11 protein-coding genes are annotated in these 13,707 nt (G+C 53.7%); 8 read left to right on the forward strand and 3 right to left on the reverse strand.

Annotation, left to right across the window (positions count from 1 at the left end; all coding sequences use genetic code 11):
- Positions 1-36 precede the first annotated feature (36 nt).
- The 6 genes from ispG to K7X24_RS05510 all read left to right on the forward strand — a co-directional run bounded on the left by ispG (position 37) and on the right by K7X24_RS05510 (position 7,079).
- Positions 37-1,158, forward strand: coding sequence for a flavodoxin-dependent (E)-4-hydroxy-3-methylbut-2-enyl-diphosphate synthase (ispG, locus tag K7X24_RS05485; RefSeq protein ID WP_039274788.1), 1,122 nt, complete (start codon positions 37-39; stop codon positions 1,156-1,158).
- Positions 1,159-1,295: 137 nt separating this feature from the next.
- Positions 1,296-2,570 (forward strand): histidine--tRNA ligase, encoded by a 1,275-nt coding sequence (hisS, locus tag K7X24_RS05490; protein WP_224553517.1) that lies wholly within the window; start codon positions 1,296-1,298, stop codon positions 2,568-2,570.
- A 13-nt stretch (positions 2,571-2,583) separates the two neighbouring features.
- A complete protein-coding gene (locus K7X24_RS05495; RefSeq protein WP_224553519.1) occupies positions 2,584-3,204 on the forward strand; it encodes a YfgM family protein in 621 nt (206 codons plus the stop codon).
- Positions 3,205-3,214: 10 nt separating this feature from the next.
- Positions 3,215-4,396 carry an outer membrane protein assembly factor BamB gene (gene bamB, locus K7X24_RS05500; protein ID WP_224553522.1) on the forward strand — a complete coding sequence of 394 codons (1,182 nt, stop codon included), beginning with the start codon at positions 3,215-3,217 and terminating at the stop codon, positions 4,394-4,396.
- A gap of 143 nt (positions 4,397-4,539) precedes the next feature.
- The gene (gene der / locus K7X24_RS05505; protein ID WP_224553525.1) at positions 4,540-6,027 is read left to right on the forward strand and encodes a ribosome biogenesis GTPase Der; all 1,488 of its coding nucleotides are present in this window, start codon (positions 4,540-4,542) and stop codon (positions 6,025-6,027) included.
- Positions 6,028-6,119: 92 nt separating this feature from the next.
- The gene (locus K7X24_RS05510; protein ID WP_224553526.1) at positions 6,120-7,079 is read left to right on the forward strand and encodes an AEC family transporter; all 960 of its coding nucleotides are present in this window, start codon (positions 6,120-6,122) and stop codon (positions 7,077-7,079) included.
- A gap of 192 nt (positions 7,080-7,271) precedes the next feature.
- On the opposite strand, the gene K7X24_RS05515 is transcribed toward K7X24_RS05510, so the two are convergent.
- The 3 genes from K7X24_RS05515 to xseA all read right to left on the reverse strand — a co-directional run bounded on the left by K7X24_RS05515 (position 7,272) and on the right by xseA (position 10,279).
- Complete coding sequence (locus K7X24_RS05515) at positions 7,272-7,616, reverse strand: protealysin inhibitor emfourin (RefSeq protein ID WP_224553528.1); 345 nt, start codon at positions 7,614-7,616, stop codon at positions 7,272-7,274.
- Entirely contained in the window at positions 7,613-8,656 is a 1,044-nt protein-coding gene (locus tag K7X24_RS05520) for a M4 family metallopeptidase (protein ID WP_224553530.1), read from the reverse strand. The genes K7X24_RS05515 and K7X24_RS05520 overlap by 4 nt, the downstream gene beginning before the upstream one ends.
- A 228-nt stretch (positions 8,657-8,884) precedes the next feature.
- Entirely contained in the window at positions 8,885-10,279 is a 1,395-nt protein-coding gene (gene xseA, locus K7X24_RS05525; protein WP_224553532.1) for an exodeoxyribonuclease VII large subunit, read from the reverse strand.
- A gap of 171 nt (positions 10,280-10,450) precedes the next feature.
- On the opposite strand from xseA, the gene guaB reads away from it, so the two are divergent.
- Entirely contained in the window at positions 10,451-11,917 is a 1,467-nt protein-coding gene (guaB, locus tag K7X24_RS05530; protein ID WP_005970134.1) for an IMP dehydrogenase, read from the forward strand.
- Positions 11,918-12,035: 118 nt separating this feature from the next.
- Positions 12,036-13,613 (forward strand): glutamine-hydrolyzing GMP synthase, encoded by a 1,578-nt coding sequence (gene guaA / locus K7X24_RS05535; protein WP_039545443.1) that lies wholly within the window; start codon positions 12,036-12,038, stop codon positions 13,611-13,613.
- Positions 13,614-13,707 lie beyond the last annotated feature (94 nt).

The following is a 13,707-nucleotide window of genomic DNA, read 5'->3' on the forward strand; positions in this document are numbered from 1 at the left end:
TTGTTCAGGTAAGACTGCAATGTTGGAGATGAAGTAATGCATAACGCTGCACCCATAACCCGCCGAAAATCAACACGGATTTACGTCGGCAAGGTGCCTGTTGGTGATGGTGCGCCGATTGCGGTGCAATCCATGACCAACACCCGAACCACCGACGTTGAAGCTACCGTTAACCAAATCAGAGCGTTGGAACGTGTTGGCGTCGATATCGTCCGCGTCTCCGTGCCAACCATGGACGCGGCGGAAGCTTTTAAGCTTATCAAACAGCAGGTGAATGTCCCGCTCGTCGCCGACATCCATTTTGACTACCGCATCGCACTGAAAGTCGCGGAATACGGTGTCGACTGTCTGCGCATCAACCCCGGCAATATTGGTAACGAAGAGCGTATTCGCTCGGTTGTCGACTGCGCGCGTTACAATAATATCCCGATCCGCATTGGTGTTAACGGTGGCTCGTTGGAAAAAGATTTGCAGGAAAAATACGGTGAGCCAACGCCGGAAGCGCTGCTCGAATCGGCAATGCGCCATGTCGATATCCTCGACCGCCTGAACTTCGATCAGTTTAAAGTCAGCGTCAAAGCGTCGGATGTTTTTCTCGCGGTGCAATCCTATCGCCTGCTGGCTGCGCGTATCGATCAGCCACTGCACCTCGGTATTACCGAAGCGGGCGGTGCACGTAGCGGTGCGGTGAAATCGGCTATCGGTCTCGGTCTGCTGCTGTCTGAAGGTATTGGCGACACGCTGCGCATCTCACTGGCGGCCGATCCGGTTGAAGAAGTGAAAGTTGGCTTCGATATCCTGAAGTCACTGCGCATTCGTGCGCGCGGAATCAACTTCATTGCTTGCCCGACCTGCTCTCGTCAGGAATTTGACGTGATCGGTACGGTGAATGCGCTGGAACAACGGCTGGAAGATCTCATCACGCCGATGGATGTTTCGATTATCGGCTGCGTGGTGAATGGCCCCGGTGAAGCGCTGGTGTCGACCATTGGCGTTACCGGTGGACACAATAAGAGCGGCTTCTATGAAGACGGCGTGCGGCAGAGAGAGCGCTTCGATAACGAACAGATGATCGATCAGTTAGAAGCCAAGATCCGCGCGAAAGCCTCCATGATGGACGAAAATCAGCGTATTACTGTCAATCTGGTGGATAAGTAACTCTGACGGCGTGACGGTATGCCGTTACCCGCCTAATTCACGATTCCTGAACCCGATGGGGATGCCCCGCATTGAAGATGCGACGACAATCCCTCTATAATCGGGTTTATTTTTTGAAAAACGCATAGAGAACTGACGTGGCAAAAAATATTCAAGCCATCCGTGGCATGAACGATTACCTGCCAGCCGAAACGGCATTGTGGCAGCGTATTGAAAACAGCCTGAAACAGGTGCTCAGCGGCTACGGCTATAATGAAATTCGTTTGCCGATTGTCGAGCAAACACCGCTGTTTAAGCGCGCTATCGGTGAAGTGACCGATGTCGTCGAAAAAGAGATGTATACCTTTGACGATCGCAATGGCGATAGCCTGACTCTGCGCCCAGAAGGGACGGCAGGCTGCGTCCGCGCCGGTATTGAGCACGGTATTCTCTATAATCAGGAACAGCGGCTGTGGTATGTCGGTCCGATGTTTCGCTACGAGCGTCCGCAGAAAGGGCGCTATCGCCAGTTCCATCAGTTGGGCTGTGAAGTGTTTGGTCTGCAAGGGCCGGATATTGATGCCGAGCTGATCCTGATGACCGCCCGCTGGTGGCGTGTGCTGGGCATCGCCGACCACGTGAAGCTGGAACTGAACTCGATTGGTTCGTTAGATGCACGCGCGCGCTATCGCGAAGCGCTGGTGGCGTTCCTCGAACAGCATAAAGAGCAGTTGGATGAAGACTGCCTGCGCCGGATGTACACCAACCCGCTGCGCGTTCTGGATACGAAAAATCCGCAGATTCAGGTGTTGCTGAACGACGCGCCAGTGCTGACGGACTATCTGGATGATGAATCGCGTACACACTTTGAGGCGCTGGGTGAACTTTTAACGCAGTCCGGCATCCCATATACCGTTAATCCGCGTCTGGTTCGTGGTTTGGATTACTATAACCGCACCGTATTTGAGTGGGTGACAACCAGTCTGGGCGCGCAGGGCACGGTCTGTGCCGGTGGGCGTTATGATGGTATGGTGGAACAACTGGGCGGGCACGCGACGCCAGCGGTCGGTTTTGCGATGGGTCTGGAGCGTCTGGTTCTGCTGGTGCAGTCTGTCAATCCAGATTTCAAAGCACAGTCAGGCGTAGATGCTTATCTGATTTCTTCCGGTGCGGGAACGCAGGTTGCGGCGATGCAACTGGCGGAGAAATTACGTGACGCGCTGCCGCAGTTGAAACTGATGACCAACTACGGCGGTGGCAACTTTAAGAAACAATTCGCCCGTGCTGATAAATGGGGTGCACGCGTCGCATTGGTATTAGGCGAAAATGAAGTGGCGGCCGGTCAGGTTGTGGTTAAAAACCTGAGCAATGGCGAGCAGAATACATTGGCACAGGCCGACGTCGCATCGCGGCTGGCAACGTTACTGGATTGAGGAGAGAGACACCGTGGAAGTCTATACCACAGAGAATGAACAGGTTGATGCACTACGTCGTTTCCTCGCGGAGAACGGAAAGGCGTTAGTTGTCGGTGTTGTGCTGGGCGTTGGCGCACTGGTTGGCTGGCGTTTCTGGCAAAGCCACCAAAATGACAGCGTGATGGCGGCATCTTCATCTTATCAGCAGGTGACGGAGCAATTGGCCGAAGGCAAAGCTGAAGCGATTGCTTCAACTGAGAAATTTACGGCTGAGAATAAGAATACCTATGGTGCGCTGGCTTCTCTGGAGCTGGCTCGTCATTACGTTGATCAGAAAGATTATGCTAAAGCAGCACAGCAACTGGTACAGGCGCAGTCGCAGACTAAAGATGCCGACCTGCTGGCGGTAGTGAATCTGCGTCTGGCGCGGGTTCAGCTACAGGAAAACAAAGCGGATGACGCGCTGAAAACATTGGATGCCATCAAACTGGAAGGTTGGGCATCACAGGCTGCGGAAGTGCGTGGTGATATCCTGGTGAGCAAAGGGGATAATCAGGCTGCGCGCGATGCCTACAACAAAGGGTTGTCTTCCAATCCATCGCAGGCACAGCAAGCGTTACTGCGTATGAAACTGAATAACCTGTCCAGCTAAGAGGAATTCCATGCAATTGCGTAAAACACTTTTGGTAGGACTGGTTTCTGTTGCCCTGCTGAGCGGATGCTCGCTGTTTAACAGCGAAGAAGATGTTGTCACTATGTCTCCACTGCCGCAGGTGGAAAACCAGTTCACGCCAACCAAGGTTTGGAACAGCTCGGTTGGGAGCGGGATTGGTGAGTTTTATTCCAATCTTCACCCCGCATGGCAGGATAATCGCGTTTTTGCTGCCGATCGTCGTGGCACCGTGAAAGCGATGGATCTGAGTGACGGCAAAGAGATTTGGCGCGCGAATCTGTCAGAGAAGACCAATTTCTTCTCCCGCAATAATCCGGCGCTGCTGTCCGGCGGCGTAACGGTTTCTGGTAACCATGTCTATGTCGGCAGCGAAAGAGCCCAGGTTTATGCGCTGAATGTGGAAGATGGTACGCCAGTATGGCAGACCAAAGTGGCTGGCGAAGCGCTGTCTCGCCCTGTCGTCAGCGATGGTGTAGTGCTGATTCACACCAGCAACGGCATGTTGCAGGCATTGAATGAAGCAGATGGCGCAATCAAGTGGAGCGTCAATCTGGATATGCCGACGCTGTCTCTGCGCGGCGAATCTGCCCCGACAACTGCATTTGGTGCGGCGATTGTGGGGGGGGATAACGGCCGTGTGAACGCCGTGATGATCAATCAGGGTCAGCTCATTTGGCAACAGCGTATTTCACAGCCGAGTGGCGCCACCGAAATCGATCGTCTGAACGATGTCGACACGACGCCGGTTGTCGCGGGCGAAGTGGTTTACGCGCTGGGTTACAATGGTAACATGACCGCGTTGGATCTGCGTTCTGGTCAGGTTCTGTGGAAGCGTGAACTGGGTTCAGTGCATGATTTCATCATTGACGGCGACCGCATCTATCTGGTCGATCAGGACGATCGCGTTGTTGCGTTGAACACTAATGGCGGCGTGAGTGTGTGGCGTCAAAGCGATCTGCTGCACCGTAACTTGACGGCACCAGCGCTGTATAACGGTTATCTGGTTGTGGGCGATGCTGAAGGTTACCTGCACTGGTTGAATACGGCGGATGGTCGCTTTGTGGTGCAGCAAAAAGTGGATAGTTCTGGTTTCCTGAGCAAGCCTGTGGTTGCCAGCGATAAGCTGCTGATTCAGGCGAAAAACGGTGATGTCTACGCGTTCACTCGCTAAGTAATCCGTATTGATTTGGAGCACAGCGTTTTTGGGTGTGCTCATATAACGGCTCCTGACATTATCAGGGGCCGTTTCGTCTTTTTATCGTCAGCGAGTATTTCGCTATAACGTATTGAAATATAAGTAATGAGGTTGTAACAATGATACCTGTCGTCGCGCTGGTCGGGCGCCCGAATGTGGGGAAATCCACGCTATTTAACCGCTTAACGCGCACTCGTGATGCATTAGTGGCGGATTTTCCTGGGCTGACTCGTGACCGCAAGTATGGTCGTGCAGAAGTGGAAGGGCATGAATTTATTATCGTCGATACCGGTGGCATCGACGGCACAGAAGACGGTGTGGAAACGCGTATGGCTGGCCAATCGCTGGTCGCGATTGAAGAGGCGGATATCGTGCTGTTCATGGTGGATGCTCGCGCGGGGTTGATGCCTGCGGATGAAGGCATTGCCAAGCATTTGCGCAGCCGTAAAAAAACCACGGTGCTGGTCGCCAATAAGACCGATGGCCTCGACCCAGATACGGTCACGGCGGATTTTTATTCGCTCGGTATGGGCGAAGTGTACGCGATCGCGGCGTCTCATGGCCGTGGCGTGACGTCACTGCTGGAAACGGTTTTGCTGCCGTTCGTGCAGGATGAAATAGAAGAGCCGGTCGAGTTAACCGAAGAAGAAGAGAACGCGGCTTACTGGGCAGCGTTAGAAGCGAAAGAGTATGCCAGCGAAGAAGAAGCGGAAGACGATTTCAATCCTGAAGATTTGCCGATCAAACTGGCGATTGTCGGGCGTCCTAATGTGGGCAAATCTACGCTGACTAACCGGATTCTGGGTGAAGAGCGCGTAGTCGTGTACGACATGCCGGGCACGACGCGTGACAGTATCTACATCCCGATGGTGCGCGACGAACGTGAGTATATTCTGATTGATACTGCCGGGGTGCGTAAACGTGGAAAAGTCACGGAAACGGTAGAAAAATTCTCCGTCATCAAGACGTTGCAGGCGATTGAAGATGCCAATGTGGTGTTGCTGGTTATCGATGCGCGTGAAGGTATCTCCGATCAGGATCTCTCGCTACTGGGCTTTATCCTCAATAGTGGGCGCTCACTGGTGATTGTGGTGAACAAGTGGGATGGCCTGTCACAGGAAGTGCGCGATCAGGTGAAAGATATGCTGGATCTGCGTCTCGGCTTTATCGATTTTGCCCGCATTCACTTTATTTCTGCGCTACACGGTAGCGGCGTGGGTAACCTGTTTGAGTCGGTAACCGAAGCCTATTCGTGCGCGACTCGTCGCGTCAGTACGGCGATGTTAACGCGTATCATGCAAATGGCGGCAGACGATCACCAGCCTCCTCTGGTACGCGGTCGTCGTGTTAAGCTGAAATATGCGCACGCCGGTGGCTATAACCCACCGATTGTGGTGATCCACGGCAACCAGGTGAAAGACCTACCAGATTCCTACAAGCGTTACTTGATGAACTACTATCGCCGCTCGCTGGAAGTGATGGGCACGCCGATTCGTATTCAGTTTAAAGAAGGGGAAAACCCTTTTGCAGATAAGCGCAACACGCTGACGCCAAACCAGCTGCGCAAGCGTAAGCGGCTGATGTCGCATCTTAAAAAAAGTAAGTGATTTACTAACGGGGCGAATAGCGATATTCGCCCCGTTTTATTTCTGATAAAACAAACAATCATCGACGAAACGAATAATAATCAAGGAAAGTCATGTCCTGGGAAACCTGGAGTTTCGCGTTCAACGTTACGATGCCTAATTTGCTAATGCTGTTAATGGGCGTCGCATTGCGCAAAATCGGTCTGCTAAACGATGCCTTCTGCGATGCAGCCATGCGGCTAGTGTTCAATCTTTCTTTGCCTTGCCTGCTGTTTTTCAGTGTCGCAACCAACCATCAGTCGTTTTCAGAACAGTGGCCGCTGGTGGTGTATGGCACATTAGGCACGCTGGTAACATTCTTACTGCTGGAAATTGCTGCCGTCCGCCTCATTAAAGAACCCACGGAGCGCGGGATCTTCGTGCAAGGGGGCTTCCGCTCTAACACGGGCATCATGGGGCTGGCGTTTGCCATGAGCGCGTATGGTGAAGAAGGCGTGGCGGTTGGGTCGCTGTATCTGATTGTAACGGTAATTATGTTTAACGCGTTGTCGGTGGTTACCCTAACGCGCAGCCTGCAACGTAAATCGCCAGATCAGCGTATCAGCATTCTTACGTTATTGCGGGGGATCGTCACCAACCCGCTGATTATCGGTTTGCTCTGTGGGGTCGCGTATGCGCAGAGTCAGTTGCCAATGCCTACTGTGATTAAGCAAACGGGCGGCTTTATTTCCTCAATGGCGCTGCCGCTGGCGTTGCTCTGTGCCGGAGCCAGTCTGGAATGGCGCAGTATGTTTCGTTCGTCCAATGTCGCGATGCTCTCTTCCGTAGCTAAGCTGTTTGTCGTTCCGGGACTGTTGACGTTCGGGGGATGGCTGGTGGGCTTCCGGGGCGTTGAACTTGGAATCATCTTCCTGTTTTCCTCGACGCCAACGGCATCGGGAAGCTACGTGATGACGCGGGCGATGGGCGGAAATGCCACGCTGGCGGCCAATATCATCGGGCTGACGACGGCAGGAGCCTTCTTTGTGATTGCGTTAGGGCTCTACTTTTTACGTTCACTGGGCGTGATTTAACGTAAATATTGCGAACACACGGTTTAGCATAAGCTCAGGAGGCGATAAGATGGAGGCAATCTGTCCGCACTGCCATAGCGTGATGCTATGGCAAACAGATCACACATTTCACTGCGCTGCTTGCCAGCAGCACGGGATGATTTCTAAACGGCGGGTGGTGCTTAGCTACACGCTCGCTGACTAAACCCTTCGTTACTGCGGTAGGCCGTTGCGCCACAGCTCAGCCAGCTCCGGTGGCGCACTATCTTCGGGGATCAGTAAGATGATACCGGTAGACTGATTCTGCTGCGGGTGGCTATAGCTGATACTGATGCGGTAATAAAACTGGTCGCCACGGCCCGGGTCGTCCGGTTCGCTGAGTTCTCGAGCGTTAGGAAAGGCATGACGGATCGCGTTACAAATGCGTCCCCGCTCGGATGACGGCACGCTGGCGAGCGCGAAGCGTCGCGGCCCCGCCAGCTTGGGGATAAAGGCAAATCCCCCTTCACGCGCTAGCTCAATGATAGCATCGTCGTTGAGCGCCGGCAGCGTCTTCATAGGAACTCCTGCCGAACCTCCACACCCACGGTTTCCCACGACTGCTGGACAATATCAGCAACAGTATGGTTAAAACGCTTAGTGGCATGTTGAATGGTATGGCGCGCGAAAATTTCAAAATCCGCATTTTGCGGCAGTGTTTTATCACACAGCGTGTCGTACCAGATGCGACCCGCTTTTTCCCATGAATGGCCGCCCAGCGCGATGGCCACCAGATAGAATGCCCGGTTGGGGATGCCTGAATTCAAGTGTACGCCGCCGTTGTCTTCACGGGTGTTCACGTACTCATTCATGTGAGAGGGCTGGGGATCGATACCTAACAGCTCATCATCATACGCGGTGCCCGGCTGGGACATCGACCGCAGCCCCATACCGTGAATACCGTCTGCCAGAAGCTCGGCACCGATAAGCCAGTCGGCCTGCTCAGCGGTTTGCCCTAAATGATACTGTTTGACCATGGAACCAAAGACATCGGACAGCGATTCATTTAGCGCACCAGACTGGCGAAAATAAATCAGCCCCACTTCATTTTCCGTAATGCCGTGGGTGAGCTCATGCGCGACTACATCAAGCGCGATCGTGAAGCGATTGAATATGTTGCCGTCGCCATCCCCGAATACCATCTGCTGCCCGTTCCAGAAGGCATTCTGGTAGTTCTGACCGTAATGCACGGTGCCCGCCAGCGACAGCCCCTCGGTGTCTAGTGAATTACGCTGGAAGACCTTCCAGAAGAAATCATAGGTTACGCCTAGATAGTTATAGGCCTCATCCACCGCGATATCACCGATGCTGGGCTTACCTTCGGTGCGTACCAGTTTGCCAAGCAACTGTTGCAACTGTTCGGCATCGTGAATGCTGCGGTTTGCCTGCCCAGCAGGTAATTTTTCATGGGGTCCTGGGCGGGGATGGTGACTAACCATCAATGACTGAACGTGCATCAGCGTTTGTTGCGCACAGTGGCGCTGCTCGTCTGTGCCGTTTGCGATAATGCGATGCAAAATGTAAGGGGGGATCACGCTACAAATCGGTCTGGACTTCATACCTCATCTCCTTGAAAACGCTCATCAGGGGTAACACAGACGATCAACAAAGCTCACTGTCTTTATCCACTTCATTTCGCCACGTGGAGGCTAGTAACCCATGCAGTGAAAACAGTGAATATAAATTAGTGAGCTGGGAATGAGTATAGTTCAGATACTGGGGGTAAGAATGGAGGATCGCCGTTGTTTTAGGACAAATCCCCATTCATGCATTTTATGCCGTTCGCGTTATTTTGGTGTCGAGGATGAGGGTTTTCGCCGCTTTTTCACGGAGCTTTGATTCGGAACCCGCGTCGTGACCTGACTTTCTACCCAGCCGTCCTGCAAACGGGTTTTCAGTGTTTCGCCGGGGGTGATTTGTGCGACGTTTTTCAGCACCTTACCGTCTGGTGCGGTGGTGACGTTATAGCCGCGCGCCAGCGTCGCCAGCGGACTAACGCCTTCCAGTCGCGAACAGGCGATGCCTAGCTTCTGTTTGTTCTGATTCAACTGACGTTCCACCGCGCTCTGCATCTGATAGCTAAGCTGCTGTAAACGCTGCTGTGCGCGATGAATGCGGGTCTGCGGTTGTTGTTGCATCAGGCGCTGTTGTAAGCGTTCACTTCGGCGCGAGGTCTGCCGAAGCTGCTGCTGCATGGCGTCATCCAGCCGCTGACGCAGTTTAACCAGCTGTGCCTGCTGACGCGCCAGCCGCAGCTGCGGATGCTGCTGCTGTAAGCGGTGGTGCAGACGGGTAAAGTCCCGATTGCGCTGGGCAAGGTAATAATCCATCGCCATTTCCAGCCGCTGACGCTGGGACTGTATCTGGCGCAATAGCTCAAGTTGGTTACGACTCACTAACTCGGCAGCAGCCGACGGCGTGGGCGCACGCAGGTCACCGACAAAATCGGCGATGGTGACATCGGTTTCGTGGCCGACGGCGCTGACGATAGGAATGCGGCTGGCGAAAATCGCGCGGGCTACCCGTTCGTCATTAAAGCTCCACAGATCTTCCAGAGAACCGCCACCGCGCCCGACGATTAACACGTCACATTCATCCCGCTGGTTAGCCAGCTCAATAGCGCGAACAATCTGTAGCGGTGCTTCCGCACCTTGCACCGACGTGGGATACACAATCACCGGCAGTGACGGATCGCGGCGCTGTAACACCTGCAAAATATCGTGCAGGGCGGCACCGCTGGCTGACGTAATCACGCCGACCTGTTTGGCAGGAGAGGGGAGCACTTGCTTAAACTGCTGGTCGAACAGCCCTTCGGCGGCGAGACGCTGCTTGAGCTGCTCAAACTGCTGCTGTAGCAGGCCATCACCTGCGGGCTGCATGCTTTCCGCCAGCAGCTGATAATCACCACGGGGTTCGTAGAGCGTAATACTCGCCCGAATCAGCACTTGCTGACCGTTTTGCGGGCGGAACGTTACTTTACGGTTGCTGGTACGAAACATCGCGCAGCGCACCTGTGCACGTTCGTCTTTCAGCGTGAAATACCAATGGCCGGATGAGGGCTGAGAAAGGTTGGAGATTTCGCCGGAGAGCCAAATCTGGCCCATTTCCATTTCCAACAGTTGTCTAACCGTCTGATTCAGGCGGCTAACGGTAAAAATTGCAGAGGAGGGAAATTGAGACATTGTGAGCCAGATCAAATTTTAAAACAGTCACTTAATTGATCGATACTACCTACCTGAAACAGGTAATCAAGCATTTTAGTAAAATAATGCTGGAGGCAACCGATTACGCTCTGTATAATGCCACGGCAATATTTTATCTATTCTTACATCCACCTTGGTGAGATATTGCCCATGCTACGTATCGCTAAAGAAGCACTGACGTTTGATGACGTCCTCCTGGTTCCCGCTCATTCTACTGTTCTGCCTAACACTGCCGATCTGTCCACGCAGTTGACGAAAAACATTCGCCTGAATATTCCTATGCTGTCCGCAGCGATGGATACCGTTACCGAATCCGGCCTGGCCATTGCGCTGGCGCAGGAAGGCGGTCTGGGCTTTATTCACAAAAATATGTCCATTGAGCGTCAGGCTGAAGAAGTTAGCCGCGTGAAAAAACACGAAAGCGGCGTAGTGGTTGATCCACAAACCGTGACGCCAGAAACCACACTGCGTGAAATGAAAGAGCTGACCGAGCGCAACGGCTTCGCTGGCTATCCTGTTGTGGCAAAAGACAACGAACTGGTCGGTATCATCACCGGTCGTGACGTGCGTTTTGTTACCGATTTGGAAAAGCCGGTTAGCGCGTTCATGACGCCGAAAGAGCGTCTGGTCACGGTCAAAGAAGGCGAAGCGCGTGATGTCGTGTTGCAGAAAATGCACGAAAAACGCGTTGAAAAAGCGCTGGTGATTGACGACCAATTCCACCTGATCGGCATGATCACGGTAAAAGATTTCCAGAAAGCAGAACGTAAACCGAATGCGTGTAAAGACGAACACGGTCGTCTGCGTGTAGGTGCAGCGGTTGGTGCGGGTGCAGGTAACGAAGAGCGCGTTGATGCGCTGGTTGCCGCAGGCGTTGACGTCCTGCTGATCGACTCCTCACACGGCCATTCCGAAGGTGTATTGCAGCGTATTCGTGAAACACGTGCTAAATACCCGAACCTTGAAATCATCGGTGGCAATGTGGCGACAGGCTCTGGTGCGAAAGCGTTGGTCGAAGCGGGCGTGAGCGCAGTGAAAGTCGGCATCGGCCCTGGCTCTATCTGTACGACGCGTATCGTGACTGGCGTGGGCGTACCGCAGATTACGGCTATCTCTGATGCCGTTGAAGCGCTGGAAGGCACGGGCATTCCGGTTATCGCCGACGGCGGTATCCGCTTCTCCGGCGACATCGCTAAAGCCATCGCGGCAGGCGCAGCCTGTGTCATGGTCGGTTCTATGCTGGCGGGTACAGAAGAATCCCCAGGTGAAATCGAACTGTATCAGGGCCGTTCATTCAAATCTTATCGCGGCATGGGTTCACTGGGCGCAATGTCCAAAGGCTCATCAGACCGTTACTTCCAGACCGATAACGCTGCCGACAAACTGGTGCCGGAAGGTATCGAAGGCCGCGTAGCCTATAAAGGCCGCCTGAAAGAGATCGTTCATCAGCAGATGGGCGGCTTGCGCTCCTGTATGGGTCTGACCGGTTGCGCCACTATCGACGCACTGCGCACGCAGGCTGAGTTTGTACGCATCAGCGGCGCGGGCATTCAGGAAAGCCACGTTCACGACGTTACCATTACTAAAGAGTCACCGAACTACCGTATGGGTTCATAAGGTGATTTAACGCAATAAACCCTGTACTATTTCGCGCCGCTCTGCCTTTGAATGAGGCGGAGCGGTTAGCTGGGTTTACTTTTCGCTTTTGTCTTTTGCTTTTTGGAACATGCTCCTCATGACTCAAAACATTCATCAACACCGCATTCTTATTCTGGATTTCGGCTCACAGTACACGCAGCTGGTTGCACGTCGCGTGCGTGAACTGGGCGTTTACTGTGAACTGTGGGCATGGGATGTCACGGAAGCACAGATTCGTGGGTTTAATCCGAACGGGATCATCCTGTCCGGCGGCCCAGAAAGCACCACTGAGTTTGGCAGCCCGCGTGCGCCAGAATACGTTTTCAATGCTGGCGTACCAGTATTAGGCGTGTGCTATGGCATGCAGACGATGGCGATGCAGTTGGGTGGCCACGTTGAAGGTTCCAACGAGCGTGAGTTTGGTTATGCGCAGGTAGAAGTGAAAACGGATAGCGCGTTGGTGCGTGATATTCAGGATGCGTTGAGCGCCGCAGGTGCACCGCTGCTGGATGTCTGGATGAGCCACGGCGACAAAGTAACGGCGATCCCAGAAGGGTTTGAGACCGTTGCCAGCACCGATACCTGCCCGTTTGCCATTATGGCTAACGAAGAGAAGCGTTTTTACGGCGTGCAGTTCCACCCGGAAGTGACGCACACCCGTCAGGGCCAGCGCATGCTGGAGCGTTTTGTTCTTGATATCTGCCAGTGTGAAGCGCTGTGGACGCCAGCCAAGATTATCGACGATGCGGTGAACCGTATTCGTGAGCAGGTAGGCAACGATCACGTGATTTTGGGCCTGTCTGGCGGCGTGGATTCTTCTGTTACTGCAATGCTGCTGCACCGTGCGATTGGCGATCGTCTGACCTGCGTGTTTGTTGATAACGGCCTGCTGCGTCTGAACGAAGCCGATCAAGTTCTGGAAATGTTCGGCGATCAGTTCGGTCTGAACATTGTTCACGTGGCGGCGGAAGATCGCTTCCTGAGCGAACTGGCGGGTGAAGATGAGCCGGAAGCCAAGCGTAAAATTATCGGTCGCGTGTTTGTTGAAGTGTTTGATGAAGAAGCCAGCAAGCAAGAACAAGTGAAATGGCTGGCGCAAGGCACCATCTACCCAGACGTAATCGAATCCGCGGCTTCTGCCACTGGCAAAGCGCACGTGATCAAGTCACACCACAACGTGGGTGGCCTGCCGAAAGAGATGAAGCTGGGTCTGGTTGAGCCGCTGAAAGAGCTGTTCAAAGACGAAGTACGCAAGATCGGTTTGGAACTGGGTCTGCCGTACAACATGCTGTACCGTCATCCGTTCCCGGGCCCTGGTCTGGGCGTGCGTGTGCTGGGTGAAGTGAAGAAAGAATACTGCGACCTGCTGCGTCGTGCGGATGCGATCTTTATCGAAGAGCTGCACAAAGCCGACCTGTACAACAAGGTCAGTCAGGCATTCACCGTCTTCCTGCCAGTTCGTTCCGTGGGCGTGATGGGCGATGGCCGTAAATACGATTGGGTTGTCGCGCTGCGCGCGGTAGAAACCATCGACTTTATGACCGCGCACTGGGCACACCTGCCATACGACTTCCTTGGCCGCGTCTCCAACCGCATCATCAACGAAGTCGACGGTATCTCCCGCGTTGTTTATGACGTATCGGGTAAGCCACCGGCCACGATTGAGTGGGAATAAGCCTGCGTCTGAAATAGCGTTGTGCTAAACAGCAAAAAATATCTAAACCCGCGTAACTGCGGGTTTTTTTACGTCTGACTACGTATTTCTACGT

The organism is Pectobacterium versatile, from assembly GCF_020166435.1.
Lineage (GTDB): Bacteria > Pseudomonadota > Gammaproteobacteria > Enterobacterales > Enterobacteriaceae > Pectobacterium > Pectobacterium versatile.

Bases quoted from the DNA above. Each gene is read 5' to 3' on its own strand.
- ispG (WP_039274788.1), top strand. From the start codon at position 37: ATGCATAACGCTGCACCCATAACCCGCCGAAAATCAACACGGATTTAC.
- guaB (WP_005970134.1), top strand. From the start codon at position 10,451: ATGCTACGTATCGCTAAAGAAGCACTGACGTTTGATGACGTCCTCCTG.
- K7X24_RS05510 (WP_224553526.1), top strand. From the start codon at position 6,120: ATGTCCTGGGAAACCTGGAGTTTCGCGTTCAACGTTACGATGCCTAAT.
- bamB (WP_224553522.1), top strand. From the start codon at position 3,215: ATGCAATTGCGTAAAACACTTTTGGTAGGACTGGTTTCTGTTGCCCTG.
- xseA (WP_224553532.1), bottom strand. From the start codon at position 10,279: ATGTCTCAATTTCCCTCCTCTGCAATTTTTACCGTTAGCCGCCTGAAT.
- K7X24_RS05515 (WP_224553528.1), bottom strand. From the start codon at position 7,616: ATGAAGACGCTGCCGGCGCTCAACGACGATGCTATCATTGAGCTAGCG.
- K7X24_RS05520 (WP_224553530.1), bottom strand. From the start codon at position 8,656: ATGAAGTCCAGACCGATTTGTAGCGTGATCCCCCCTTACATTTTGCAT.
- der (WP_224553525.1), top strand. From the start codon at position 4,540: ATGATACCTGTCGTCGCGCTGGTCGGGCGCCCGAATGTGGGGAAATCC.
- guaA (WP_039545443.1), top strand. From the start codon at position 12,036: ATGACTCAAAACATTCATCAACACCGCATTCTTATTCTGGATTTCGGC.